Source organism: Vulcanibacillus modesticaldus (genome assembly GCF_001730235.1).
GTDB lineage: Bacteria > Bacillota > Bacilli > Tepidibacillales > Tepidibacillaceae > Vulcanibacillus > Vulcanibacillus modesticaldus.
In genome coordinates this window covers 1-25,377 of record NZ_MIJF01000012.1, presented here as the reverse complement: position 1 = coordinate 25,377, position 25,377 = coordinate 1, and the positions used below count along the sequence as shown (strand labels likewise).

At 31.9% G+C, this 25,377-nt stretch carries 28 protein-coding genes and 2 pseudogenes; 6 read left to right on the top strand and 24 right to left on the bottom strand.

Annotated elements, in window-relative coordinates:
- Positions 1 to 20 precede the first annotated feature (20 nt).
- Both BHF71_RS03165 and BHF71_RS03160 read right to left on the bottom strand, forming a co-directional pair.
- Entirely contained in the window at positions 21 to 782 is a 762-nt protein-coding gene (locus BHF71_RS03165) for an acyl-CoA dehydratase activase (RefSeq protein ID WP_069656220.1), read from the bottom strand.
- The gene (locus BHF71_RS03160; protein ID WP_069656219.1) at positions 779 to 1,780 is read right to left on the bottom strand and encodes a 2-hydroxyacyl-CoA dehydratase family protein; all 1,002 of its coding nucleotides are present in this window, start codon (positions 1,778 to 1,780) and stop codon (positions 779 to 781) included. Before BHF71_RS03160 ends, BHF71_RS03165 begins: the two co-directional genes overlap by 4 nt.
- Before the next feature lie 355 nt (positions 1,781 to 2,135).
- Here BHF71_RS03160 and BHF71_RS03155 point away from each other — a divergent pair, with 355 nt between their 5' ends.
- Together BHF71_RS03155 and BHF71_RS03150 are read left to right on the top strand one after the other, a co-directional pair.
- Complete coding sequence (locus BHF71_RS03155; protein ID WP_069656218.1) at positions 2,136 to 3,074, top strand: DUF1848 domain-containing protein; 939 nt, start codon at positions 2,136 to 2,138, stop codon at positions 3,072 to 3,074.
- A 95-nt stretch (positions 3,075 to 3,169) separates the two neighbouring features.
- Complete coding sequence (locus tag BHF71_RS03150; protein WP_069656217.1) at positions 3,170 to 3,946, top strand: MBL fold metallo-hydrolase; 777 nt, start codon at positions 3,170 to 3,172, stop codon at positions 3,944 to 3,946.
- A 12-nt stretch (positions 3,947 to 3,958) separates the two neighbouring features.
- On the opposite strand, the gene BHF71_RS03145 is transcribed toward BHF71_RS03150, so the two are convergent.
- Positions 3,959 to 5,167: a M14 family zinc carboxypeptidase gene (locus BHF71_RS03145; protein WP_069656216.1), complete on the bottom strand. Its 1,209-nt coding sequence runs from the start codon at positions 5,165 to 5,167 to the stop codon at positions 3,959 to 3,961.
- A gap of 205 nt (positions 5,168 to 5,372) precedes the next feature.
- Here BHF71_RS03145 and BHF71_RS03140 point away from each other — a divergent pair, with 205 nt between their 5' ends.
- The 4 genes from BHF71_RS03140 to ggt all read left to right on the top strand — a co-directional run bounded on the left by BHF71_RS03140 (position 5,373) and on the right by ggt (position 10,067).
- Positions 5,373 to 6,368: an ABC transporter substrate-binding protein gene (locus BHF71_RS03140; protein ID WP_069656215.1), complete on the top strand. Its 996-nt coding sequence runs from the start codon at positions 5,373 to 5,375 to the stop codon at positions 6,366 to 6,368.
- Positions 6,369 to 6,455: 87 nt separating this feature from the next.
- Positions 6,456 to 7,385 (top strand): ABC transporter permease, encoded by a 930-nt coding sequence (locus BHF71_RS03135; RefSeq protein WP_069656241.1) that lies wholly within the window; start codon positions 6,456 to 6,458, stop codon positions 7,383 to 7,385.
- A gap of 13 nt (positions 7,386 to 7,398) precedes the next feature.
- Positions 7,399 to 8,193 (top strand): ABC transporter ATP-binding protein, encoded by a 795-nt coding sequence (locus BHF71_RS03130; protein WP_069656240.1) that lies wholly within the window; start codon positions 7,399 to 7,401, stop codon positions 8,191 to 8,193.
- Between the two features lie 266 nt (positions 8,194 to 8,459).
- Positions 8,460 to 10,067: a gamma-glutamyltransferase gene (gene ggt, locus BHF71_RS03125; RefSeq protein WP_176717292.1), complete on the top strand. Its 1,608-nt coding sequence runs from the start codon at positions 8,460 to 8,462 to the stop codon at positions 10,065 to 10,067.
- Here the strand turns inward: ggt and BHF71_RS03120 are convergent.
- The 21 genes and pseudogenes from BHF71_RS03120 to BHF71_RS03030 form a co-directional block, all read right to left on the bottom strand.
- Entirely contained in the window at positions 10,051 to 10,704 is a 654-nt protein-coding gene (locus BHF71_RS03120) for a VC0807 family protein (protein WP_069656214.1), read from the bottom strand. The two genes, ggt and BHF71_RS03120, sit on opposite strands and share 17 nt — an antisense overlap.
- A 26-nt stretch (positions 10,705 to 10,730) precedes the next feature.
- Positions 10,731 to 11,945, bottom strand: coding sequence for an HD domain-containing protein (locus BHF71_RS03115; RefSeq protein ID WP_069656213.1), 1,215 nt, complete (start codon positions 11,943 to 11,945; stop codon positions 10,731 to 10,733).
- 27 nt (positions 11,946 to 11,972) lie between these two features.
- Positions 11,973 to 12,086 (bottom strand): annotated as a pseudogene (locus BHF71_RS12240) (GNAT family N-acetyltransferase); the annotation flags it as partial.
- Between the two features lie 2 nt (positions 12,087 to 12,088).
- Positions 12,089 to 12,673: a ribosomal protein S5-alanine N-acetyltransferase gene (gene rimJ, locus BHF71_RS03110; RefSeq protein ID WP_069656212.1), complete on the bottom strand. Its 585-nt coding sequence runs from the start codon at positions 12,671 to 12,673 to the stop codon at positions 12,089 to 12,091.
- Between the two features lie 19 nt (positions 12,674 to 12,692).
- Positions 12,693 to 13,196 (bottom strand): annotated as a pseudogene (locus BHF71_RS03105) (N-acetyltransferase family protein).
- A 78-nt stretch (positions 13,197 to 13,274) separates the two neighbouring features.
- Positions 13,275 to 13,817 carry a GDYXXLXY domain-containing protein gene (locus BHF71_RS03100; RefSeq protein WP_084024159.1) on the bottom strand — a complete coding sequence of 181 codons (543 nt, stop codon included), beginning with the start codon at positions 13,815 to 13,817 and terminating at the stop codon, positions 13,275 to 13,277.
- Complete coding sequence (locus BHF71_RS03095) at positions 13,814 to 14,887, bottom strand: DUF2157 domain-containing protein (RefSeq protein WP_069656211.1); 1,074 nt, start codon at positions 14,885 to 14,887, stop codon at positions 13,814 to 13,816. The genes BHF71_RS03100 and BHF71_RS03095 overlap by 4 nt, the downstream gene beginning before the upstream one ends.
- 59 nt (positions 14,888 to 14,946) lie before the next feature.
- The gene (locus BHF71_RS03090; protein ID WP_069656210.1) at positions 14,947 to 15,663 is read right to left on the bottom strand and encodes a class I SAM-dependent methyltransferase; all 717 of its coding nucleotides are present in this window, start codon (positions 15,661 to 15,663) and stop codon (positions 14,947 to 14,949) included.
- Positions 15,664 to 15,757: 94 nt separating this feature from the next.
- Positions 15,758 to 16,144, bottom strand: a complete 387-nt coding sequence (locus BHF71_RS03085) for a VOC family protein (protein WP_069656209.1) — start codon at positions 16,142 to 16,144, stop codon at positions 15,758 to 15,760.
- Positions 16,145 to 16,160: 16 nt separating this feature from the next.
- Positions 16,161 to 16,919, bottom strand: coding sequence for a DUF4652 domain-containing protein (locus tag BHF71_RS03080; RefSeq protein WP_069656208.1), 759 nt, complete (start codon positions 16,917 to 16,919; stop codon positions 16,161 to 16,163).
- Between the two features lie 421 nt (positions 16,920 to 17,340).
- On the bottom strand, positions 17,341 to 17,976 hold the full coding sequence (gene trhA, locus BHF71_RS03075; RefSeq protein WP_069656207.1) for a PAQR family membrane homeostasis protein TrhA: 636 nt from the start codon (positions 17,974 to 17,976) through the stop codon (positions 17,341 to 17,343).
- A 98-nt stretch (positions 17,977 to 18,074) separates the two neighbouring features.
- Positions 18,075 to 19,445 (bottom strand): aldehyde dehydrogenase, encoded by a 1,371-nt coding sequence (locus BHF71_RS03070; protein WP_069656206.1) that lies wholly within the window; start codon positions 19,443 to 19,445, stop codon positions 18,075 to 18,077.
- A 16-nt stretch (positions 19,446 to 19,461) separates the two neighbouring features.
- The gene (locus tag BHF71_RS03065) at positions 19,462 to 20,559 is read right to left on the bottom strand and encodes an SDR family oxidoreductase (RefSeq protein ID WP_069656205.1); all 1,098 of its coding nucleotides are present in this window, start codon (positions 20,557 to 20,559) and stop codon (positions 19,462 to 19,464) included.
- A 64-nt stretch (positions 20,560 to 20,623) separates the two neighbouring features.
- Positions 20,624 to 20,884: a hypothetical protein gene (locus BHF71_RS03060; protein ID WP_069656204.1), complete on the bottom strand. Its 261-nt coding sequence runs from the start codon at positions 20,882 to 20,884 to the stop codon at positions 20,624 to 20,626.
- A gap of 198 nt (positions 20,885 to 21,082) precedes the next feature.
- Positions 21,083 to 21,607, bottom strand: a complete 525-nt coding sequence (locus BHF71_RS03055; protein ID WP_069656203.1) for a 2'-5' RNA ligase family protein — start codon at positions 21,605 to 21,607, stop codon at positions 21,083 to 21,085.
- A gap of 79 nt (positions 21,608 to 21,686) precedes the next feature.
- Positions 21,687 to 21,968, bottom strand: a complete 282-nt coding sequence (locus BHF71_RS03050; protein WP_069656202.1) for a hypothetical protein — start codon at positions 21,966 to 21,968, stop codon at positions 21,687 to 21,689.
- A 295-nt stretch (positions 21,969 to 22,263) separates the two neighbouring features.
- Positions 22,264 to 22,389, bottom strand: coding sequence for a hypothetical protein (locus BHF71_RS12455; RefSeq protein ID WP_281179246.1), 126 nt, complete (start codon positions 22,387 to 22,389; stop codon positions 22,264 to 22,266).
- Between the two features lie 84 nt (positions 22,390 to 22,473).
- Positions 22,474 to 22,923 (bottom strand): hypothetical protein, encoded by a 450-nt coding sequence (locus tag BHF71_RS03045; RefSeq protein WP_069656201.1) that lies wholly within the window; start codon positions 22,921 to 22,923, stop codon positions 22,474 to 22,476.
- Positions 22,924 to 23,355: 432 nt separating this feature from the next.
- A complete protein-coding gene (locus tag BHF71_RS03040; RefSeq protein ID WP_069656200.1) occupies positions 23,356 to 23,670 on the bottom strand; it encodes a hypothetical protein in 315 nt (104 codons plus the stop codon).
- Positions 23,671 to 23,717: 47 nt separating this feature from the next.
- Entirely contained in the window at positions 23,718 to 24,413 is a 696-nt protein-coding gene (locus BHF71_RS03035; protein ID WP_069656199.1) for a class I SAM-dependent methyltransferase, read from the bottom strand.
- Positions 24,414 to 24,466: 53 nt separating this feature from the next.
- Positions 24,467 to 24,931: an NUDIX domain-containing protein gene (locus BHF71_RS03030; RefSeq protein ID WP_069656198.1), complete on the bottom strand. Its 465-nt coding sequence runs from the start codon at positions 24,929 to 24,931 to the stop codon at positions 24,467 to 24,469.
- Between the last annotated feature and the right edge of the window lie 446 nt (positions 24,932 to 25,377).

The window sequence follows — 25,377 nt, the reverse complement described above, 5'->3', positions numbered from 1 at the left end:
ATTACTTTTAATAATAAGTGCTATTTTAAAAATCTGCTTCCGTAATAACAACAACCTATCGCACCATTAAATTGAGGATCATCTACACGTATAACCTCATCATAGTCGTTTTTTAGATATTCAATTATTGCTGTATTATTAGCAACTCCCCCACTTACAACTAACTTTCTTCCTTTAAATTTAGTCAATAGAGGTTTTAACCGTTTGTATAAGGAATAGTTTACCCCAGCACATAAACTATCAAGACTAACACCTTCAGCTATTTTCCCTATAAGTTCAGATTCAGAGAATACTGCACAGGTGGAATTCAGTCCTACAGGATTTTCGTAATACTTACTCATTTCGTCGAGGGAAATTTCTAAAACATTTGCCATATTTTCTAAGTATCTACCACAGGAAGCCGCACACTTATCATTCAATTCCAAGTCGGTACTAACTCTTTTTTCTACTTTAACAACTTTAACATCTTGGCCACCTACATCTAATAAAATGAATTCTTCTAAATCAGTTTGATAAAATGCACCGTAAACATGAGCCTTTATCTCATTAATCGTTATAAATTTATTTAAGTCGGTGTTGTTCCTACCATAGCCTGTAGAAATTGCTTTATCAACGTGACCTATTTGTAATTTGTCTAAATCAACGATAATTTTGCCATCATAACTACAATAATCCCGATAAAAGGACATAGTGCTTATTTTTTGTTTTTTTATAATCTTGTCATCTTCCATCAAGACTATTTTTACTTCTCTACTACCTAAGTCAATACCTAATATTCTCATTTAGGCTCCTCCTTTAAATCTGACAGCATATCAAGAAAAGCCTCAATTCTAAGCTTTGTTCTTGCATCTAGTCTATTAAGTTTATCGCCTTCTATATTTAATACAGGCACATCTAATTCATCCTTAATGATGATATCTTGCAAAGCTCGATAACAAAATGCCTGTGTATAATGGATGATACCATCTATTTTTCTTTCTTTGATCTGTTTCTTAATTTCTTTTAATCTGAATTCTATATCGTATGGATAGGTATAATCATAATATTGTTCATAAATATTAGCTGCTTTATCAGCTCTTGGAAAAGCAAATTCCCGTTGAACTTCGTTATAGACAAAATGAGCATTAAATTTTTCTACAAAATCATAAATGTCTCCAGTCATTGGAGGAACTCCAATAAATCCTAATCTTAACTTTTTCTTTTTTGCCTTCCTTCCTTTTATTTTATCAATTACATCCATTAGCTCATTTTCAAAAGCTTCAACATCCCCGTTGAAGTCACTTAAACTCACCAAATATAAATGGTTTTCAAAACCATCTGCTTTATTATCTATATAGGTTAACCTATCTAATTCCTTAGCTAGAGCTCTAATTTTATTTAAACGAGTTCTTACTTTCTCTACCTCTTCGTATTCCACACCAAAGATTTCCATAAACTTTTTAATTTCTTGTTCAACATCTTCTTCTTTATGTGTGTGTGGAAATGAAAATGGATAAACTTTTATGCCCTTTTGTTTTAAGATTTCAATGAGTACTTTAGTATTTGAACAATCTCCTTCCATTACTCCAATTATTTCTGTTATCCCATTCTCAATACAAGCCCCGTAAATTCCCTTTATCCAAGCACATAAACTTTTGGGAAAACCATCTCTTTCGGCGATGTCGATATATTTTCCATAATCTTCTGAGGTGATAAAAAGATTATTAAGGTCAATTGGATGATATCCGGCTGCTATTAGAACTTCTATTGGAACTGTGGTAGTTAAGCCAATTCTTCGCATTGTTTTCCTCCATTTCACAAGAAAAAATTGCTAAAGCAACTTTACATAAAAAAAAGGCACAACTGCCCTAAAACAAAAAAACTACCCTAAGACGGTAGTATTGTCCTAGTTTTGTTTATAGACAGGATGGATTTCGAACTGTCTTATTTTGTTGTTGCAAGAACTAGAATATCATACTAATCCTCACTACGCAATATAAAATCTAATATATTGACTACCTGATCAAAATATCTAATCAGTAAACTTTAGGGAGTTGTGAAATAATGAAGTTGATCCAAGTTAAGACAAAATTTATGATAAAATTGGAATCAATTAAAACATTGGATATTTCTTGAGGAATTCTGGAGTGAGTAAGATGATCATCAGTGCTAGCAGGAGAACTGATATACCTGCATTTTATAGTGATTGGTTTTTTAATAGAATCAAGGAAGGATATGTACTAGTCAGGAACCCTTACAATTATCATCATGTTAGCAAAGTGAAATTAACCCCTGATGTTGTAGATATGATCGTTTTTTGGACAAAAAACCCAACTAAAATGCTTAATAAATTGGATTTACTTAAAGAATACAATTATTATTTTCAATTTACCCTTAATTCTTACGACAAATCAATCGAAAAAAACGTCCCAAAAAAGTCTGAAGTTATTACAACCTTTATCAAATTATCCGAAAAAATAGGCAAAAATAGAGTTATTTGGAGATATGATCCAATATTTTTAACCGATCAAATAGATAAAAAATACCATTATGAATATTTTGCTTATTTAGCTAACCGACTGAAAAATCATACAAACAAAGTAGTAATTAGCTTTCTAAGTCTCTATAAAAAAACTGAGCGAAACACTAAACACTTAAATATTAAACAAATTAATGAGGATGATATAAGAGATATAGCTTTAAAGATAGCTAAGATAGCAAGAATGCACAATCTAACAATTGAAGCTTGTTCCGAACCCCTTGATTTATCTGAAGTAGGAATTGATAGAGGGCATTGTATTGATAGAGAATTAATTACTGATCTACTAGGCGTACAAATTGCGGCCAATAAAGATAAAAACCAAAGAAATTCTTGTGGATGTATAACCAGCATAGATATCGGAACTTATAATTCTTGTGATCATCAATGTCTATATTGTTATGCAAACTTTAATAGAGAAACTGTCATTAAAAATCGTCATTTTCACCATAAAAACTCTCCACTATTACTAGGAAAACTAGAGAAGGAAGATCAAGTCTATGAACGTGATACAGAGTCTTTAAAACATAATCAATTAAGCTTATTTGATTTTTAAAATTCTTTTTCAGATATTAAAAAAATTTTTATTTGTATATAATAGTGTTGATAATGGTTGAATGAACATTCATTTCTGTTGTGGAGGACAAAATTATGAATCAAGTTAAATCGTTTGAAGCTAAGGTTAAACGTTTAGGAGTTTTTAAGAAGGTATATGTCTATGAAATAGATGGGTTATTAATTGATACAGGAGCACACAGCACTTTTAAGCAACTACTTCCTTTTTTTGAACAATTATCAGTTGAGCAAATAGCACTTACCCATATCCACGAAGATCATTCTGGCAATGCCCATTGGTGGTGGAAAAATAAACAAGTACCTATCTATGTGCACAATCTATCTCTAGATTATGCACAAGAAAGAGGGAAATATCCCCTATATAGAAGATTATTTTGGGGAAATCGTCTTCCTTTTCACGCAGAGCCATTTCCAAATCTAATCGAAACAAATAATTACCAATTCCAAATAATCGAAACACCTGGACATTCAGACGATCACATCAGTATTTACGAAGCTGAAAATGGTTGGCTCTTCACCGGAGATTTATATATTACTCAAAAGCCAAAACTTTTTTTATCGTTTGAATCTATCCCTAAAACAATCTCTTCATTAAAAAAATTGCTCGATTTAGATATAGACTACATCTTCTGTGCTCACAGTGGTAAATTAGCAAATGGAAAACAAAAATTACAAGATAAATTAGACTATCTATTAGAGCTAAAAAATACTATCCTTGATTTACACCAAAAAGGTTATGATAAGAATGAAATTGTTAAACAATTATTCCCAAAAAAATCAATATTAATTTATCTTTCCCAGAATGAATTTTCATATGAACGAGCTGTAGAATCCATCTTAAATAATGATTAATACGAATAGATTTTATTTGTGACTGATTAAAAGCGGGGCTTCTAATAATAATGACAAATTATTGCGATAAATCATCGAAAATTTACTAATCGATAATGGATTCAACCCCTTCCCCACTTCAACTGTAAATCCTGGTCTTCTAAATTCTTGAATAAACCAATCTTTAAAACCTGCCCCGTTATATGCATTTCGCACGGGAATATACCCTGTCAGAACTGCAAATCTGTTAACAATCTTAACTGATTCTTTCGGCTCTAAACCTTTAAATCCCCAAAAAATTTCACGTCCTTGGGAGTGAAATGGAATTACCATGCTAAAATCATTTCCTTTGGTAAAATTATAGATCGCCCTTACTTCTGGTTCTGTTAGTGGTCTATATCCACCATACTTACTAGGAGAAGGAACCTGAGGACTTCTGGCATTGACATTCTCCCAATCAGCTGGCCACTGATGATTCAAATCAACTCCACGAATATTAGCTGTCCATTCTCTAAAGTCTCTTGAACCATTATTAATCTTAAGAACAGATTGGTAATAAGGATGATCAGGAGTAATCCCCTCTTGTACAAGTTCAACACCATCTGGATTAACCATGGGCACTAACCAGATAGTAACATTATTGAATAAATAGTTTATATCGTAACCATTTAATGTTCTTTTTTGTTCATAGTGCTTAGCATAATCCTCAACAAATTTCATTAACAATGGTGCTGTTAGATATTCATTTGCATGCCAATCGGCGCTATAAAAAATCATTTTATCCCCTTTTCCAAGTCGAATAGCATAAATTGTTTTCCCCATCACCGAGTTTCCAATCTCTTCGTAGTGTAAAAAAGGATATTTCTTTTTTAGCGCTATTAAATCGGCAACCATATCTTTGTAACCATATTCATGATTGGTTTGAACAATACCTTTTTTTATCGGTCGAGGTATGAAGATTATTTGACCAGAATAGATCTTATTTTTTCCATTAAAATGCGGATTTGCCTTTGTTAGTTCAGAAACTGTAATACCAAACTTTTCGCCTATTAAATGTAAGGTATCCCCTGGCTGAACAACATATTGATTAATATAATTTTGTGGAATTTCAATTAACTGTCCGGGATATATATACTCCCCCCTCTCCAGTTGCGGATTTGCTATATATAAGGCATTTAAAGTAATACCAAATCGATTAGCTATTTTAAGAGTTGTATCTCCCTTTTGTGCCACATATCTCATAATTTTCACCCCCCATATAAAATCCATATGCTAATTTACCAAATAATATCTAAAAAATTATTGTGTAAAAAACTTTTTTCTGATATATTAATATCATCGTAACTTTTATACATAAAAGCTTAAAAGTTTTTAAGCATGAAAGTAAGTTTATATGCTTAAAAATTGTCATCATTCTATTTGATAAAGAAATGGGAGTGGTTTTTAAATGAACAAATTATTGAAAATAGGAATTATGTTTTTTGTTTTGACTACCCTTTTACTATTTGTAGGGTGTTCATCAGATTCAGCTAATCAACCAGAGCAAAGTTTAATAAAAATTGGTATTATTCAAATAGTTGAACATCCTGCTTTAGATAATGCCCGAAAAGGATTTATCGACGCCCTAAAGGATGCAGGATACGAAGATAACAAACAAGTTGAATTTGATTATCAAAATGCCCAAGGTAGTAGAGATACATTAACTACGATCGCTCAAAAATTTGTTAATGATAAAAAGGATATGATTTTTGCAATAGCAACCCCATCAGCCCAAGCAGCTGCACAGCAGACTGATTCAATACCCATTGTAATTACTGCTGTAACAGATCCCGTTGCTGCTGGAATTGTGAACTCAGTGGAAAAACCAGGTACTAACATTACTGGGACTACGGATATGAACCCAGTAAAAGATCAACTAGCTTTAATAAAAAAGATTAAGCCTGAAGCAAAAACTATAGGAATTATTTATAATACTGGGGAACCTAATTCAGAAGTACAAGTAAACCTTGCTAAAACTGTAGCTTCTGAATTAGGTTTAGAATTAGAGTTAGTTGGTATTACAAGTAGTACTGAAGTTAAACAAGCGGCAGATTCATTAGCAATGAAGGTTGATGCCATTTACGTCCCTACAGACAATACCGTTGTAGCTAGTTTAGAAGCTGTAATATCAGTAGCAGAAAATAATAAAATTCCTGTTATTGTTGGAGAAGGTGAAGTTGTTAAACGTGGTGGCATAATAACATATGGACTAGATTATTATAAACTTGGCTATCAAACCGGAGAAATGGCAATCAAAATCCTAAAAAATGAAAGCAAACCTGAAGATATGCCAATTGAAACACAAAAAGATATGAAATTATACATTAACTTAAATGCAGCTAAACGGATGGGAGTAGAAATTCCTGAAAAGCTATTAGAAAAAGCTGATGAAATTTTTGAATAGTATTGATTACTAGAGTTTACTTCTTAGGAGTGGATATTGGTGGGCATAATTATTGGTTCATTAGAACAAGGTTTAATTTTCGCCATAATGGCATTAGGAGTTTTTATAGCATTTAGGATACTTAATTACCCTGATCTTTCAGTTGATGGTAGCTTCCCGATGGGGGCTGCCATATCTGCTTTATTGATTGTCAAAGGAACAAACCCTTTTATAGCATTGATATTTTCAGGTATATTTGGTGGAGTTGCCGGTCTGATAACAGGATTGCTAAATACAAGGGCCAAAATTGATGGTTTATTGGCGGGAATCCTAACGATGACAGCTTTATATTCAGTTAATTTGAAAATTATGGGAACTTCTAATTTATCCTTATTTAGAAAAAACACTATTTTTACACCGTTAAATAATCTTAAACCGCAATTGACTCAATTATTTGGAAATAGTGAATGGTTAAGTTGGGTTAATCAATGGATTAACACAATTGTACTATTCCTTTTCATCCTTTTAATAAAGAAAATAATAGATTGGTTTTTACAGACGGATTTAGGTCTGGCAATCAGGGCCACAGGTGATAACCCTGCAATGATCAAAAGCCTTGGTGTAAATACAGATAATTCAACATTAATTGGCTTGATTCTATCTAATGCTTTAGTTGGATTGTCTGGTGGCATGATGGCCCAATACCAAGGCTACTCGGATGTTCAGATGGGGATTGGGATGATTGTAATTGGATTGGCTTCAGTAATAATCGGTCAGGTTATCTTTGGATCAAAATCAATTAAAAGATCTACTTTTGCGGTAATCGGAGGGGCAATTATCTATCGAATTGTGATTGCAATATCTTTATATTTACCTTGGCTTAGTCCAACAGATATGAAATTAATTACTGCATTTTTAGTTATTTTGTCATTGACTCTGCCCCAACACTCAAAAATAGGGAAAAATATTTTTTGGCAAAAGAGAAAGGTTAATAAGAAGAATTACCATGCACAACAAATTTCAACAGAAAATAATTAAAAGGGGTAGCAAGATGTTAAGAGTTGAGAATGTATCCAAAACATTTAATGTTAATACCGTCAATGAAAAGCGTGCTTTAAATAATATAAATCTTAAGTTACATCAAGGAGATTTTGTTACCGTAATCGGTACCAATGGGGCTGGTAAATCTACTTTAATGAATGCCATTGCAGGTGTCTTTAATATCGATAGCGGCACTATTTTAGTCGATGGTAAAGATGTAACTAAGCTAAAAGAGAGCCAAAGAGCAAAATATATTGGAAGGGTATTCCAAAACCCATTAGCTGGTACTTCCCCTAATATGACGATTGAAGAAAACTTAGCTATGGCTTACAAAAGAGGTCAAAAGAGAGGCTTACGTCTAGCTTTAAATAATCAGAAAAAAGAGTTTTTCAAGTCTTCATTGGAACTATTGGAACTGAATCTCGAAAGTCGTTTGCAACAAAAAGTTGGGTTATTATCAGGTGGTGAAAGGCAAGCGCTTAGCTTACTAATGGCTACCTTTACAAAACCAAAAGTCCTTCTATTGGATGAACATACTGCTGCTTTGGATCCTAAAAGAGCAGAATTAATCAACAAATTAACGAAAAAAATTGTTCAAAATGAAAAATTAACTACCTTGATGATAACTCATAATATGGAACATGCCTTAAAACTTGGGAATAGATTAATCATGATGCATCAAGGAGAGATTATACTAGAATTGGATGAATTACAAAAGAAAAAGATGACAATTAAAGAATTGATCGATGCCTTTGAAAAACTTAGAGGGGAACAGTTCGCCCTTGATAGTGCTGTTTTAGGATAAAAAAGCAACTTAAGGTGCTAATTCACATATGAATTAGTACCTTTTTATCATATTCAGTAAGTCCATTAACATCAAATACATCATCTTCATCCATTATAGAATCTATCATATCATGTGCTTGAAATAAATATTAAGTATAAGAGTTGTATGATTTAAAAACTAGTCTAAGGCTAGTAATGTTAGGCAGGTAAAAATACTTTTTTGTGGAAATAGATTACTAATAAACTAGTAAACAATTCCAATAAACCAAAAGGAGATTAATAATTATGAATCTGGATTATCTATATTACCCCTACCCTTCTCAAAGATCGACGGTAATTGCTCAAAAAGGAATGGTAGCAACTTCTCAACCACTTGCAGCACAAGCTGGCTTAGATATTCTCAAAGAAGGAGGTAATGCCATTGACGCTGCAATAGCTACTGCAGCATGTTTAACGGTTGTTGAACCAACTTCAAATGGAATCGGTGGAGATGCCTTTGCATTAGTATGGATAAAAGGTGAATTATATGGTCTTAATGCCAGTGGTCCCTCACCAAAAAGTATTTCTATTGATGCAGTTAAGGAGCTCGGCCATGACAACATGCCTAAATATGGATGGCTACCTGTCACCGTTCCCGGTGTACCAAGTGCATGGGCGGAATTATCGAAGAGATTTGGGAAACTACCATTAACTAAAGTGCTTAAACCTGCCATTGATTATGCGGAAAATGGCTATCCTATTTCCCCTGTTTTGGGCAAGTATTGGAAAATAGCTTACAATAATTTTAAACAGCTCAAAGGCGAAGAATTTTCCTATTGGTTTGATACATTCGCTCCCAATGATAGAGCACCTAAAATCGGTGAGTTATGGCGCTCTCCCGATCACGCTAAAACTCTAAAGTCGATTGCCGAAACTAATGCAGAATCTTTTTATCGAGGAGAAATTGCTGAAAAGATTGACAAATTTTCAAAGCGATATAATAGTTTTTTATCAGCAGATGACTTAGCTGATTATCAAGCTGAATGGGTAAAACCTATCAAGATTAATTATCGCGGATATGATGTTTGGGAGATCCCTCCCAACGGACAAGGATTAGTTGCTCTATTAGCTCTAAATATATTAAAAGGCTTTGATTTTGCCATTAGAGATAGTGTGGATACCTACCATAAACAAATTGAAGCAATGAAACTAGCTTTTGTTGACGGTCAAAAATATATTACAGACAAAGCGAAAATGTCAGTAAAAGTAAATGATATGCTATCTGACCTTTATGCCAAAGAAAGAAGAAGTCTGATCACCGATACTGCTATTTATCCAGAAGCTGGAGCACCTGCAAAGGGTGGCACAGTTTATTTAGCAACCGCTGATGATGAAGGAAATATGGTTTCGTACATTCAAAGCAACTATATGGGGTTTGGTTCGGGACTCGTTGTACCCGGTACCGGCATAGCATTGCAAAACAGAGGGTATGATTTTTCTTTAGACAAAACTGCTGCAAATCGGTTAGAACCAAACAAAAAGTCATACCATACAATTATCCCTGGCTTTCTTACTAAAGGTCAAGAAGCTGTTGGCCCTTTTGGTGTCATGGGTGGTTATATGCAACCTCAAGGGCATCTACAAATCATCATGAATACAATCGACTTCCACTTAAACCCACAAGCCGCTTTAGATGCTCCGAGATGGCAGTGGACCCAAGGAAAAAAAGTAATAGTTGAACACAGTTTCCCGGGACATATTGCACAAGCACTATCTAGAAAGGGGCATGAGATTCAAGTTGCTTTAGAATCAGGTGGATTTGGAAGAGGACAAATCATTTGGAGAGATCCAAAGACCGGTGTTTTATTTGGAGGAACAGAACCACGAACAGACGGAGCTATTGCCGCATGGTAGCGGCAATATTTTCTGCTCTTTTTTTATTCTCTCTAACATATTCGTTAATTTTCCTAATTATGTAATAGATTCCTAAGAACATTAACCCTGTGAAAACCCAACTTGTTATCTTCATGATTAGGAGAATATATTCAAATCCATCCACACCATATCTTTTTATCAAAAAAATCTTAATCACAGCTTGGAGAATATCTCTGAAAGCAAAAAATGCAGTCAAATATTGAAAATATGGGAAAATTTCTTTTTTGCGATATAGTTGATAACTTTCTTCCCTCGGAATTCCTCTTAAGTATGCATAATCAATAAAAAAATACATTGCCATAGGCTGCTTAATCATGATAGTGATTAGCCAAAATATTGTAAATCCAAAATTTAAATAAACTCCATTCCATAATATCCATTCCGCTGAATCAGCTATTAAATCCAAACTTGTTCCTATCAATAGACTTATTAAGATAAACATTCCTGTCTTACTAAACTGCTTTTCTTTAAAGAACTTATAAATAGTATAAATCAAACCTGGGAGAGTAGATAATAACATCGCATAATAATCACCAAGAAGTTCCCTACCATTTCTCCAAATAACTAATGGTAAAATGATATAGAAAATGATTTCATTAAAAGCAGTTTTCTTCATTAAACATCCCACTTTCCTAATTTCTATCAATCAAAACTTAAGAAAAACTCCTTCACATTAACATCATTAATTTGGGAATTTTCAATATATTTAAGACGAACTCGTTCTCTTCCTTCATGTAAGTGTCTCGAAACAATACCATGTTTAATCGATTGATCTGCTTCTAAAAAAGCAGCTATTTCATCTGCTAGTTTTATTAACTTTCCATCTAAAGGAGAATACTTGTCATCGTTGAATTCACTAATTTTTTCATTTTCGAATAATACTCTAGCTTTGCCATTTTCTTTTATTCTATTAGAATATTCATCTCCACCTTTGATTCCAATCCCAATCAGATAGTACAACTCTTCAACGATCAGTTTTGGCAATTTGGGATAAAGTTCAGCTTTACAAACCTCTTCCTCTATTTCCTTAATAATCTCAGGCAAATCTAATGTTGCTCTTTTAACTGGCGAAATTATATCACGCACAACCGCCTCAGGAAGATCATGAAATAATCCAGCATAAAAATTATTATATAGTCTTTTATCACAGGCACTTACTTCTCTTGACAGAAAAATCATTAAACTTGCGACAAGCATTGAATGACCTAATACCGATGTTCTAGGTACTCGAGGAGTTTGACTCCAACGTGTTTGAAATCTTAATTGTTCGATTAAGTTTATAGCTTCAAAAAGATCTTTTTTCATGTACATTTCTTTTAATCCATTTATATCAAAATATTGCTTAATTTCTGTGACCAGATCTTGTTCAATCTTTTCTAACTGTTTACTAGGTTGGTTTACCATTTTAATGATTTCGAACTCTCTATATGTTGAATATTTATGTGCTGCTTTTAGTATGCGAAGATTAATGTTGTCCACTGTCTCGTCTCTATTTAGAAATTCATCAAATCGTTCTATCAAAGATTCATCTTGAATTAATGGATTATATTGATTAACAACCCATTTGTTCAGTTCTTTATATGACTCGGGATGGTCTTGCTTAATCTTACTTAAAACTGGTGCTTTGATATCGGACAAGGCTATATTTTTCATTAATGCAAATAAAGAGCCATAAATTATATAATTCCAATCAATCTTATGTCCTTTTTCTTCTTCTATTTTCGCAAATATATATGCAAGCATCGCTTTAAGACCCTGCTTATCCATTTCTGTTAGTTCAACAGGACGAATTCTATCATTCCAACGCTGAATCGAAAAAGCTTCAAACAACCTTAATAGCAACAATCTCGATACCATTTTCCAACTCCTTTTCGTAATTTCCGATCATTTTATTACTTTTTTCATAATAAAGTTAATGAATTCTGTACCTTTTACATTCTTCTTCTGTTTTTTTATAACTTGAAATCCTTTAGATTCAAAAAATGGTTTTGCAGTTATGACTATATTTTTGAAACCCACTTATGATTTGTTAAACTTGTTAAAATATGGTCTTCCCATCTACCATTTATATATAGATAATTTTGGGCGTAACCTTCGATTGTGAAGCCTAAACGTTTTAAAACATTTCCACTTCTACGGTTGTGCGGCATATAATTGGCCATTATGCGATGCAAATTCAAATCATTAAACACATAATCAATTGCAACCGTCAGAGCTTCAGTCATTAATCCTTTACCTTGCATATTTTCAGCTAAATTATATCCTAAGTAACAAGCATGAAAAACGCCACGGACAATTTGATTAAAATTCACAGAACCAATAACTTTACCAGGTTCCGCTTTATCAAAAATAAACATTCGTAACGAACGATCACTATTAAACTCTTCATGTCTTTGTAAAATATCTTTACGCCAGAATTCTTCAGTATAAAACTCATCTGGTCTAATAGGCTCAAATGGTGCAAGATAAGCTCTGTTAGTATGATAAAAATCTAAAATAGCAGGTATATCTTCAATCCTTGGCATTCGTAGAATAGTTCTTTCACTATATAATACTGGTTGTGTTTTCCTATTGTTTTCTGCCATTAGTAACTCTCCTAATTATCTAATCTATTTCAATTCCCATCTCATAAACATCATAAAATTTGCCGTTTATATAAAAGACTCTCTTAATCGTACCTTCTTTTTTAAAACCAAGACTTTCGTACAGATGAATTCCCCGCTCGTTGTCTGTACGTACTTTCAAATTTATTTTACGGATAATTCCTGTTTTTTCCGCTCACGTGATCAGATACTCTATCAACTTTCGGCCAATGCCTTGATCCCAATATTTTTTCAAGACACTTACTCCAAATTCTCCAAAGTGTTTTGTTCTAGGTCTTTTTCCACCAGTAAAAGTTAAAGAACCAACAATTTCTCCATCGATCTCAGCTACCAAATAGATACTGTTATCGGATTGGTCAAAAATTTCTATCGCTTTTTCCTCTTGTTCAACTGTTAGTTCAAATTCCCCTTTACCAAAAGTCAGATTATCTGTTTCAGCAGCAACGATATTAATATAATCAAGCAATGCTTGGGCGTCTTCTTTTCTTGCTGTTCTAATAATCAAACTTTGGCCATTTTTCAAAGTAAGCTCCTGCAAACTCCTGCCTCCTCTCTAACACTTGTTTTCTTTTGTAAATATTATTTAAACTTTTTTCGGAAAAACCGAGATTAATAATGGATAACCACGCCAGATTTTCACTCGAGCAACTAATTGTCCCTTTCGAGCTAACTCTTCTAAATCTTTTCCGGTTCTTTCGGGAACAAAATATCTGTCAATTTGGTAATTTACGTAGACGGTTCTAAGATATTCTTCATTTAATGGGGCGTAAAGGTTAACCTTTGCCTTTAAATAATATGGATGTTGTGGTTTGGTAAAACTTAACCGATCGACCACATAATACTCCCCTTTTTTAGTTAATATTGCATAAAGATCTTTATTTCGATATTCTTCAAAAGTTGGTTCAAATTTTAATTCATCAGGAAACAAAGAACGGTCTACTTCATTAATAGTAAATCTCAAGGAGACGTAGTCACCACGGAACAGATCTCTAGGATCTAAAGGCTGTGTAGTCAACAAGATATCAATACCATATAAATAGGTCATAACCGGAAGGAAACTCATTGCTAACAAAATTATTATAGGGAAAATTATGGCAATGATATATATTCTAGATCTATTTTTCAATTTCCTTCACCCCTTGTTAACTTTCTTTTCCGTTCGAAATAAAAACCAAAACCTAAAAGCAAAATACCTCCTGTTAAGAAGAAAAGCGATTTTGGTAAAAAGTTGTAAAACGTATCGAAATAAAAACGTAAAATTATGAGACCAACAAATAACAATGCCAATAAATTTTCTTTTTTAACTAAAGATAACAGAAAAACGATAAAAATAATCGTGAAAATAATGTTAATTGGATAATTGTTAAGATTAATAAAGTCCCACGAACTTTTAATAGTAAGCAGCAACCCCATCAACCCAAATAAAAGATTACCTTGAAAACGGAAGATCTCTTGATATTTTTTGAAATTAGGCATATAAAACATTAGTAATCCAATCATAAAAAACGTTAAAACAATTAAATCATTATTTAAATTTAATCCTTCATCTAAGGTATACCAAATTAAATTGAGTACGATTGTATTTGTTAAAAAGAGATTAAAAGATCCTGTAAAAAATTTTTGTACGTAATATAACAAGGGGATTAGGATGATTAAAAAGATTGGGTAATCATCATATACATACTGTCCATTTAGATACACTAGTAACAATATTTGCACAAAACTTAATGCCAATCGATCTCTAATTAGAGTCGTCAAAGGAAAAATACCAATCGCCCAAAGCAAAAATGCAGTAGTAAAACGGCCACCAAAATTAAACATTTGACCAATAAGAAAAATCCCAGCACCAAAAATCAGAAAACTTAAATATATTAGACTACGACCGGTTTTCGGATACTTCGCTTGGATATCGAAACCAATGATACTTGCTGTTATATAGCCAAAAACAATTAACAATAACCTTATAGGTTTAATAATAAGTTGCCAATTGCTTGCGATCAGACTCAAAATCCCCAAACCAATTAGGATTGCTCCAACAGTCACAAGAACCTTAATAAAATTTAATCCTTCTTTGACCTGATAAGTATCAAGCATATCATTTAGCTGTTTTTCTGTAATTCTACCCGCTTGATAATGCTTAGTTAGTTCAGCTTCGATGAACCGGTGCTTTTGGCGATTAATTAGATATTTATCCATGATTAACTCCTCTGAAAACATTTTTATTATTTTATTTTCTCACTTTTTTTGTAAATGAATCATTTCTTCTTCGAATTTATCGATTTTACTATTAAAAAATTAGGCCTTTGTAAAAGTTGATAATATGAATCTGGCATCTTCTTTTTTAGTTCTTCTCTTGGACTTGGCTCTATTAATTCTTCCAAATAAAAGGATTTCAATGTTGTATTTATTATTTGATGTAAAGGTCTTCTATAAAATACAACTTCTATTTTCTCATTTCCATATTTCCAATGATCAGTTAACAATTCTGTTTCTAAATATTTTTTCGTTTCAGAGATTGATATATCCATTATTGGATGATGTACTGAATATAAAAAGATCCCATTTGGTTTTAAAACTCTAGAAAATTCAAAAAATGTATTATCCCAATCTTTTAAATAATGTAGTGTTAACGAGCTAATTATAATATCAAAAGTATTATCCTTAAATGGAAGCTTTTCTGCTAAATCCCAACATAAGACCTCAGCTTTTTCTTTAGTACGTCTTTTGGTGGCAGCAACCATCTCTGGACTAATATCAATTGCAGTTGGTATAGCCCCTTGATTAATCAAATATTCAGTGTACCATCCTGCTGCACTGCCCGCATCTAAAACCTTTAAACCTTTCAAATTATCAGGTAGCTGCTTTATCATGGCAGGCCGTTCATAATAATTATTGTAAACATTATACTTTTCATCCTCATGTTCATATCTTACCGACAATCTATCATATGCTTGTTTAACCTTATTTTTCATAGTTGCCCCCATATCAAATACTCACTTAAATTTTGTACCTTCAATATTGTTTGAAAACTATGGGCTTCAAATAACCATTTATTAATATTAAAAATTATTTTAAATCAGCAAAAATTTCATGTATGTTTCCATCTGGATCAGCAAATAATGCCGTTCTTTGGTTCCAAGGCATATTTTGTGGTTCAAGAATAGGAATTCCGCCTTTTGAAATTATTTCTTTATATGATGCATCAACTTCTTCTGGATTTTTACATGGAAAAGCCAATTCAAATGACTGCCCAATACTTTGTTTTTTATAATCTTCATTATAATCATACATAACCTTTCTACTACAAAGTGCAAATCTTACACCTTCATTATCAAATTCTATATATTCTCCTAGGTCATTTTTTATACTAAAACCTAATACATTATGATAAAATTCTTTCATAGGAATTAAATCGTCTGTCCAAATAGTAATCAAACTAATTCTAGCTTCCATTCAGATAACCCCTTCATTATTTTTTTATTAGTTCCTTAATTGGTACCATTTTTTCAATATATTCATATTCTGTATAATTATCATCTGTCCACACTACAATAGTAAGTTTTAAATCTGCCTCTTTAACCTTTACATCGACGATTTCCCTTCGTTCTCCTGCATCTAATATCTTCTCAAGTTCCTCTTTATTCAAATCATAAATATATAAATCACCACCCCGGGTAATTGTGCCATATCCAAAACCAATTATTAATAGTATATGATCATCATCTAACCATTCAAGTGCTTTGACAGTATTTTCTTGTTTATAATTATAATTGGTCAATTTTATTTTGTTTTTAGACACTGTATCATATATAAACAAGTTACCAATCATTTCGAAATCTAAATCATCTATAAAAGCAACCATTTTTCCATTGGGACTTACCTTTGGTCTCGAAGGAAATCCTTTAGATATAACCTTAATATCAGAATTTCTTTTAATCACAATATACTTTCCATACGAAGTTTCATAGTAACCATAATATAACTCTTCACCATTGTTCAATTGGGCTATTTTTTCAAAATTAGTAATGTCAACTTTTTCAGTTTCAACAGAATCCTTAACCGAACTTAGTTCATCATTTTTATTAGAGCCATTGTTAATCATTTTTGAATAGTTATCAGTTTTAATATACTCTTTAGAATTATCTATATCATTGTCGGTGGAATTAATAGAACAACCACTTAGTATAAATAGCAACCCTGTGAGTAGCATCACATTCCTAAGTGTCATCTTCACACCTCCTTACTAAGAGAATAGCCAACTTGAACATTAAACATGTATATTACCACTAATAAATAACTTATTTCACCAATTAATATCTGTATCAGAATATAAATAGACTAAGAATGAAACAACTCCAACAATTACTGATATTATAAAAATAGTATTATTATCAGTATAATAATGGTCTACAAGAAGTGCATGCACTATTGAGAAAAAAACTACTGTTATAGAAGTTAATTTTAGATACTCTTGCTTTTTATTACGAAATATAGCTATAAGTGAGAAGGTAATCGTTATGAAGAGAAAAAAATAAATTATTTTCCTCCCCTCCCTTCTGCAAATTTTCAAAGCCCTTAAGATTACTATCGGTCACCAACACCTCTATTATTGAGATATTCACGACGTTTTCAAAAGTTACAGGTACCATTTATTGCGCATACAGTAGGATAGCAAAAAAATGAATAATTGAACCTGCCAATACAAATAAATGCCAAACTGCATGATGATAAGGAAACCCGCGCCAAACGTAAAAGATTGCTCCGATAGTGTAAACAACTCCTCCAATAATTAACAAAGCAACTCCATTTGTGGGTAATCCATTAATAAGAGGTTTCCAGGCAAAAACAATCATCCATCCCATCAAAATATATAAGATAGTAGAAGTAAAGAGAAACTTTTTGACAAAAAATGCTTTAAAGACTGTACCAAAAATAGCAATCCCCCAGACAACTCCAAATAATATCCATCCAATTTTTCCTTTTACCACATTTAATACAATTGGAGTATATGTTCCTGCGATAAAAAAATAAATAAATGAATGATCAAATATTTGAAATAAATCTTTCATTTTCCCTCTCAGACTGTGATGAAGCGTAGAAACCAAATAAATCGAAAACATGGTAACTCCATATATTGAAACACTGATTGTATATAATAAAGTACCTTTATCTAACGCAAAATCAATTAGTAAAACCATTGCAATTACACTAAAAATAACTCCTATCCCATGGGTAATTGCATTTGCAATTTCTTCATTATTTGTATAGGTATGCGTACGAACCAATTTTATATCACCTTACTTTCATTTTTAGTAACTCAATCCTTAAAGTGGAGCCTTCATTTAATCTGACGTAATTATTATAAAAAGTAGAACGTTACACCTTATTTCAAAAATAACTTAACTTTTTTTAAAGCATCTTTCGTAGTTGGATATCTAAAGGGAAGATCAAATAGCGTGGTTTGTTTAAGGATACTTTTTTTATGTGAAAAAAGTTCAAAACTACTTTTTCCATGATAGCTTCCCATTCCACTGTTACCTACACCACCAAAAGGAAGATGGGGCGAAGCAAAATGATATACAGTATCATTTATACATCCTCCACCAAATGAGATTTTATCGATAATCTCGTTTTGTAAATGTTTGTCCTTAGAAAAGAAATACAAAGCTAGTGGTTTAGGATGTTCATTAACGATTTTTATAACCTCATACACATCTTCATATTCCATAACAGGTAATAGAGGCCCGAATATTTCTTCCTTCATAATCGACGAATCCCAATTGATCTGGTCAATTATCGTAGGTTCTATAAAGAGTTTATCTTTGTCAGTTCTTCCACCGATTAAAATGCGTCCATCTTGTAAATAAGAAACTAATCGATTAAAATGTCGCTCATTAACAATCCTTGCATAATTTTCGCTATTAGCCGAATCAGTTCCATAAAATTCTTTAATATAGTCTTTCATATACTCTATTAATTTGTTTTTCACATTCTTGTGAACCATTAAATAGTCCGGTGCGATACAGGTTTGACCAGCATTCAAATATTTCCCCCACACAATTCGTTTGGCTGCTAATTGGAGATTGGCATCTTTATGCACTATACTTGGGCTTTTTCCTCCAAGTTCTAATGTAATAGGAGTTAAAAACTTAGCTGCCGCTTCCATGACAATTTTCCCTACTGGGACACTACCAGTAAAAAAGATGTAATCAAACTTTTCCTGAAGAAGTGCTGTACTTTCATCTACTCCACCTTCAACCACAGCGATATATTCTTCATGAAAAGATTCTTCTATCAATTCTCTAATTATTTGAGAAACTTTAGGAGTTAGTTCGGAAGGTTTAATAATTGCACAATTTCCGGCTGAGATTGCTCCAACAAGAGGGGCTATCGCTAATTGGAACGGATAATTCCAAGGTGAAATAATCAAAGTCAAACCGTAAGGTTCATAATAAATATAACTTGAAGAACCAAAATGAGTAATAGGAGTTTTGACTTTCTTTGGTTTTACCCATTTTTTCAAATGTTTAATCGCTTGATTTATCTCTTCATAAACCAATCCAATTTCTGAAGTATAGGATTCAAAAGCAGATTTATTTAGTTCCTCTTTTAATGCTTCAATTATCCGATTTTCATGCTTTTTGATGCCAAGTTTTAATTTTTTTAAATTGTTGATCCGAAAAAGTAAATCTTTAGTCTTCCCCGTTTCAAAATATTTTTTCTGCTTTTTAACTAAGTTTTGGATTTTATCCATATAAACCATCCCCATACTATCTTATTTTTAACTGCTTTGTCTCGTCATCTTTATATCTTTCATAAAAAGAAATCATCATTTTTAACGTATCTTTATAATCTGAACATGAAATCCCCGTACCTTCTAAGTCTTTTTGTGTCTGGGTAGAATCATATACTGATTTATAAGTAAAATAGTCTAGAGCCTCTTTTTCTACTCTTAGCCTCTTTCTAATAAAAGATAAAGATAACATGGCTTTAGCAAAAGACAATGGAATCATACCAATTGGTTTTCTCCCCAGATAGGCTTCCATTGTCATTCTATATATGTCTTTCATTTTGTAAGGTTTAGGATCAGTTAGATGATATGTCTTACCTTCAGCTTCTTTAAAATGAGCAAGATAAACAGTTGCATCAATAATGTAGTCAACCGGGACAAAGTTACCTTCAGCTTCCCCCAATCCTAAATAGGGAATAAACGGTAAGAATCTAAGTTTATCAAAGAAGTTTAAGAGAAAATAAGGTCCGTCAAATTTAATCGTTTCCCCTGTTTTTGAATCTCCTTTAACAATACCTGGACGAATAATAGTAGTGGGAATTTTATTCATAATTTTACGAACAAGAAGTTCCGCTTCAAATTTGGTACTTTCATAATGGTTTTTAAATGATTGCTTCATATCTAACTCAGTCTCTAATATTCGTCCTTCACGAGTTCCAGAAACATAAGCAGTACTAAAATAAATATATCGTTTAAGAGTTGTGATTTCTTGAACCCATTCATTTACAAATCTTGTTCCATTCACATTTACGTTATAAGCTAAGTTCTTGGGAACGGCTAAATCATAAATAGCAGCTAAATGAAAAACGTGAGTTACAGATTGTTGTAAAGGTTTGTTGACATTTTGAGAAATGCCTAAATTTTTCTTGGTAATATCCCCAACAATAAAATTGAAAATATTTCGATTCACTTTATACTCTATTACGATCTTATCAACTTCTTGTTTTGCTTTTTCCAACATAGAAGGTAAAACTAAAAGATAAATTTGATCAATTTTATGCCCTTCTTTTACAATTTTTTTAATCAAAGCCGATGCGATAAAACCCGGAAAACCTGTAAAGAAATAAACGTTTGCCATGATTATTCCTCCTCCCATCATGGCTATTAATAAGGAATACTACTTTTAAACTAGCATTTTCTCATTAAAATAAGAACCCAATTATCATCATTATAAAACCGAATATTGAAGCTCCTAGCTTTATACTTCTATTTATCTTTGATTTTAAAAATAAACTAATAATAATTCCTATTGGAATAACAAGTCCATTTAGATTTAAGTAAAAAGCACCTAGCAAATAGTACCCGAAAAGTTTTAATACTAATAAATTTTCATTTACTTTTCGATTAGAATAAAGTATGCCAATTATTACAACTATAAAAACTAATAATATAAGGAAATTCACTTTATTCCTCCTCTATTTTTTAATGTTATTACAATGTGAATGCTCTATGTATCTACCGTTAAACCAAACCATGTTTTCACCTTGACATTGTATCGATATTCATCCAATTCACTATCATTGAGTATGTATCCAAAGATAAATAATTTTTCGATTGGGTTATCCGTCAAGCTTAAAACCATTTCCTAAAAAATTTTCTACTTATCCTAATGGTATGTTTAATTCGATAATTGAATCTTCATTTTCATCAATAATTTCTACACTTATTGTATCTACTATTGTTTCAAAAACGTGGTTAAAATTTTTTGTCTCTTCAATCGCTTTTATATATTGGTCTTCATTTGCAACATTTCCTACTGTCATGTGAGGAAAGTATTCTACTTTTCTTAACCAATCAGGTATATAATCCTCCAAGATACCAGTGTACAAATTATTATGTAGTTCTATTATTTTCTCTTTTCCATCTTCAATGTTTAGAAATATATAATTGCCATTTGCTCTTGATGTTACGATCCCTTTTAGAGATAAATAAAATGGTTTTATACCTTCAAGTCTTTTTAATAAATGCTCCTTTAACTCATTCGTCTTTATATTACTTTCAAAAGGAAAAACTAATGTGATATGTGGTCTTACATGCTTTGCCAGAGGATCATATTTTTCTCTTATTTGATCTATCAAATTCATATTTTTAAATTCTGGAAATATCATAATACATCTTTTTAACATTTAGCATCTACCTCTCATAGTGATATTATTTTGATTATTAAAAGAAACTTATAATATATATTTTTAAATTTCTTCTAAATTACCATCTTGAAATGTTAGTGTATAAATCTTTTAATTTATCTATATCTATTAAATATTGAGCCGATGACTTTGGTAATTCGTCTTCTCCAATATGAAAATTACTATTAACGGGCCAATAAGAAGGAACATTATCATCAATTTTTACTCCGTTAAGCTGATTAACTATCAAATCGTAAATTTTTAAACCAAGTCCATCATAACCATCGTTTGGTTTATTGACAGCTTTTCCATTTTTACGTAACCAAAGAATTATTTCATCTGCTCCAATTTTGATCTTCATAAATTACCTCCTCCTATATTTTCCCACTTTAGTAACATTCATCTTAAAAAAATATGGAGTATAATATTACCGTATTTACAACGTTTCCTGTTTTATTTAATATAACTTTAATATATCGTGATATCAACCTATTATTAGAAAATTTTTAATTTTCAGCTTAAAATATGCTATATGTAATCTTATTGTGGATATTTTGTTATCAATGTTATATTAAATTAACCTTTAAGTATAAATGCATATAGAGCTATCATTACTCCAATTGACAAAATAAAAATGATTGAATTATAAAATATTTTTATCCACTTAGGCAATATATTAATCCTTTGTAAAGTGTTTCTTTCTTTTTTTTGACGTAAGTACAATTAGCATCTGAATGAATAGTGCATTTTTTTGTTGGTTTATCTATGTTCATCCATACCATTTGTTAAACCTCCTCTAAACTAATCAAGCTCTTGCTCAATTTGCGACGTTCCCAGATTATCGCACCCGTTAGTTCAAGAGTGACCTATCGAACTTCAATGACAAACACATAACTTGAGTTTCCTTTTTCCCAACTTGCAAAAATATTGTATACATATACACCATTCTCTTTTGGCACTGTCAAAACATTATCATTTAATTGGACAACTTCTGTTTCTTCATTATTAATCCATCTATTTGCTCCCAATGTATTTTTTTTAGGCTCGTTTTTAAATTCTATTGTCAATTGGGCTTCAGGTGATACAACAACAGGTCTAAGACCTGCATGTTTAATAATCTCTGGCGGAGAAATCATATCGACACACTTAGCCTTCAACAGTCCACTCCAGCAATAAGAGCCTTGTACTGTCGTTACCTCCTTGTCTCCAACGGTTATGGTCGGTATAGGTGGTTCAGAGCTTAATAGTCCGATAATAGGAATAGCTCCGATGACTAAAACGACCAATACTAATAAGATGCTTAAAAACTTCCTCATAAACTCCTCCCTTGTCATATAGGCTCATATTTCATTTTTACTAGTCTTCTATACGCAAACAAATTGATAAAGGCTTCTCAAGTTACCTGTCACTTTAGTTGAATACAAAGATAATTTATACTTTCGATTTACAATAAAAATGTATTGTAAGCTCTTTGATGCATATTTTGTCGTTCTACTCAAACAAAAATATGCTCGTTATTTAAAAATAAAAAAACATCAAACGATGGATTCTGTGTTGATCAATCATTTGATGTTATATATTATTTATCACTACATTAACTAATTCGCCTTTAATTACATTTACTTCTAAATTATGTAAAATCGATTAAAATAATTTAAACAAGTGATTTTTGAATGCCTAATGTTCTTTTATTATTCATTTTAAATACTCCAATTTTTTTCTAAAGCTTTAAATGGGCTGATGTCCTATTAATCATTAACTAATTTAACTAAAGAACCCATTATTTTCTCAAAATCCTTTTCTTCAAATGATTTAGCAGAGGAAATTGTTATATATATTTCATCTTTAATAGTATATAGATATAACGGAACTTCTACGTTATATTCTTCTATCTTCTCATATACCCATTTTGCGTTTGTATTACCAATCGAAACATTTTTAATTATATTGTTTTTATTACTTGGTATTGTTTTCTTTGTATTTTCTTCAATGGCAAAGTGAGGGAAAATAATATATATTGAATCATCATCGTGCCTAACTTCCATAACATAATCTGTTCCCATTCCTTCTGTCGGAACGTGCCGATGTTATGTTCCTCTTTTGGGCCTACTTAAGAAATACGTTCTGCAACAACTATTTCTGAAGGAATTCCGAAAGAGCTAACTTTGCCGTGATGAATTAGTTTCCAATGTTCCGAATCAAGATAATAAATTAATTTTACGGGACGACACCCACCAACCCATTTTGCCCTGAATCTAAACAGTTTTTCCCATAAGTAAGTAATCAGCCGAGAAAAACCTTCATTTCCATTTGTTAAACTTACTAGGCATATCCTGCCATTAATCTTTAAGATCCTACGTGCTTGCTCAACGACCAGGTGAATATCTTCTTCACTTAAGAGATCAAATACATAGTTTGAGACAAATCGATCGTAGAATTGCGGAGGTTCCTGGGCCAAACCCTCTAGCCCTTTATGGTCAATCTTAACTCTCTCAGACCAGTGTTTTAGCCTTTTACGACTAAGGTCAACCATTGTGCTACTTATATCTATTCCTTTGTATGTACAGTCTTTAGAAAGAACTGATCTAAGTAGTTTTTCAGCAAATTGACCTGTACCACTTCCAAGTTCAAATATTGCTTGAGCATTTTGAAATTCGGAATATAATTCTAATTCTTTTATAGCTGGACCTTCATAGAATGATTGCCAATCCTGTTTTTTACCAAAATGATTGTAGAAGTCACGAACTTCATCCGAGTTTAACCCTATCCACTTTTGCTTCTTAGAATTACTTTCGTTTACATTCATATTTTTCCCTCCATGGCATATTTGCGGCTAACGTTCATCCCCGATCGATATAACTATTCTTTGCTCTTCTCAACTAATTTCGAACAATTTATATATGCTTGTTCCGCTAAATTAATAATCTCAATTCGCGGACTATTATCACCTTCTAACTTTGCAATCATTTGTCTTGCCGTCTCAAAATTAACAATAACTCTCCCTGAAGTTTCAAATCCATCTGGTATTTCAACATATTTATCGACTTTTGCTATCACAAAAACAGTGCATGTATTAGTATTTTCCCAATACCATGCAGCCAAGGGAATTCTTTTCGGTTTTAAAATAATTCCCGCCTCTTCAATAGTTTCTCTATCAAGTGCTCTATCAATGTCTTCATCTTTCTCTAATCTCCCTCCAATAGTGGTTAATCCTTGTTCATTCTTATCCCACACCATGATTATTGATCCATCATCTGTGATTGGAATACTATGTATTCCAGCAATTCTTTTGTCAGATGGATATTGATCTATCTTTTTTAACATGATTTCCTCCCTCCTGTAAAATGTTAATATGTTTTTTGTGATTTTTTTTATAATGTTTTATTAATATTTAAATACACTAATAAAATAACTTTCTTCTTGAAATTCACCAATATATTTAAAGCCTGCATTTAAATAAAAATTGCGTAATTTATTGTTTCCTGCCCAACAATCTAGATATAATGTTTTTTCTATTTTTTTTCAATAGCGTTGCATAAAAGTTATAGTGGTTAGTTCACACAATATTCTGAACAATATTTTCCTAAACTTCGACCAAAGAACCAGTAACCAACTAAAGGTGATCACTGTCCATTTGGCAATTATTACTATTTGATTTAATTATTCACAAAAAAACAAAACAACTTACAATAACTATTTTTATCCTGGTGCTTTAACCATTAACTTTATCCAATTATCGTATGGCTTCCAAAGTAAAATTCGTAACCAGC

Bases quoted from the DNA above. Each gene is read 5' to 3' on its own strand.
- BHF71_RS03165 (WP_069656220.1), bottom strand. From the start codon at position 782: ATGAGAATATTAGGTATTGACTTAGGTAGTAGAGAAGTAAAAATAGTC.
- BHF71_RS03160 (WP_069656219.1), bottom strand. From the start codon at position 1,780: ATGCGAAGAATTGGCTTAACTACCACAGTTCCAATAGAAGTTCTAATA.
- BHF71_RS03155 (WP_069656218.1), top strand. From the start codon at position 2,136: ATGATCATCAGTGCTAGCAGGAGAACTGATATACCTGCATTTTATAGT.
- BHF71_RS03150 (WP_069656217.1), top strand. From the start codon at position 3,170: ATGAATCAAGTTAAATCGTTTGAAGCTAAGGTTAAACGTTTAGGAGTT.
- BHF71_RS03145 (WP_069656216.1), bottom strand. From the start codon at position 5,167: ATGAGATATGTGGCACAAAAGGGAGATACAACTCTTAAAATAGCTAAT.
- BHF71_RS03140 (WP_069656215.1), top strand. From the start codon at position 5,373: ATGAACAAATTATTGAAAATAGGAATTATGTTTTTTGTTTTGACTACC.
- BHF71_RS03135 (WP_069656241.1), top strand. From the start codon at position 6,456: ATGGCATTAGGAGTTTTTATAGCATTTAGGATACTTAATTACCCTGAT.
- BHF71_RS03130 (WP_069656240.1), top strand. From the start codon at position 7,399: ATGTTAAGAGTTGAGAATGTATCCAAAACATTTAATGTTAATACCGTC.
- ggt (WP_176717292.1), top strand. From the start codon at position 8,460: ATGAATCTGGATTATCTATATTACCCCTACCCTTCTCAAAGATCGACG.
- BHF71_RS03120 (WP_069656214.1), bottom strand. From the start codon at position 10,704: ATGAAGAAAACTGCTTTTAATGAAATCATTTTCTATATCATTTTACCA.
- BHF71_RS03115 (WP_069656213.1), bottom strand. From the start codon at position 11,945: ATGGTATCGAGATTGTTGCTATTAAGGTTGTTTGAAGCTTTTTCGATT.
- rimJ (WP_069656212.1), bottom strand. From the start codon at position 12,673: ATGGCAGAAAACAATAGGAAAACACAACCAGTATTATATAGTGAAAGA.
- BHF71_RS03095 (WP_069656211.1), bottom strand. From the start codon at position 14,887: ATGGATAAATATCTAATTAATCGCCAAAAGCACCGGTTCATCGAAGCT.
- BHF71_RS03090 (WP_069656210.1), bottom strand. From the start codon at position 15,663: ATGAAAAATAAGGTTAAACAAGCATATGATAGATTGTCGGTAAGATAT.
- BHF71_RS03085 (WP_069656209.1), bottom strand. From the start codon at position 16,144: ATGGAAGCTAGAATTAGTTTGATTACTATTTGGACAGACGATTTAATT.
- BHF71_RS03080 (WP_069656208.1), bottom strand. From the start codon at position 16,919: ATGACACTTAGGAATGTGATGCTACTCACAGGGTTGCTATTTATACTA.
- BHF71_RS03070 (WP_069656206.1), bottom strand. From the start codon at position 19,445: ATGGATAAAATCCAAAACTTAGTTAAAAAGCAGAAAAAATATTTTGAA.
- BHF71_RS03065 (WP_069656205.1), bottom strand. From the start codon at position 20,559: ATGGCAAACGTTTATTTCTTTACAGGTTTTCCGGGTTTTATCGCATCG.
- BHF71_RS03055 (WP_069656203.1), bottom strand. From the start codon at position 21,607: ATGTTAAAAAGATGTATTATGATATTTCCAGAATTTAAAAATATGAAT.
- BHF71_RS03050 (WP_069656202.1), bottom strand. From the start codon at position 21,968: ATGAAGATCAAAATTGGAGCAGATGAAATAATTCTTTGGTTACGTAAA.
- BHF71_RS12455 (WP_281179246.1), bottom strand. From the start codon at position 22,389: ATGGTATGGATGAACATAGATAAACCAACAAAAAAATGCACTATTCAT.
- BHF71_RS03045 (WP_069656201.1), bottom strand. From the start codon at position 22,923: ATGAGGAAGTTTTTAAGCATCTTATTAGTATTGGTCGTTTTAGTCATC.
- BHF71_RS03040 (WP_069656200.1), bottom strand. From the start codon at position 23,670: ATGGGAACAGATTATGTTATGGAAGTTAGGCACGATGATGATTCAATA.
- BHF71_RS03035 (WP_069656199.1), bottom strand. From the start codon at position 24,413: ATGAATGTAAACGAAAGTAATTCTAAGAAGCAAAAGTGGATAGGGTTA.
- BHF71_RS03030 (WP_069656198.1), bottom strand. From the start codon at position 24,931: ATGTTAAAAAAGATAGATCAATATCCATCTGACAAAAGAATTGCTGGA.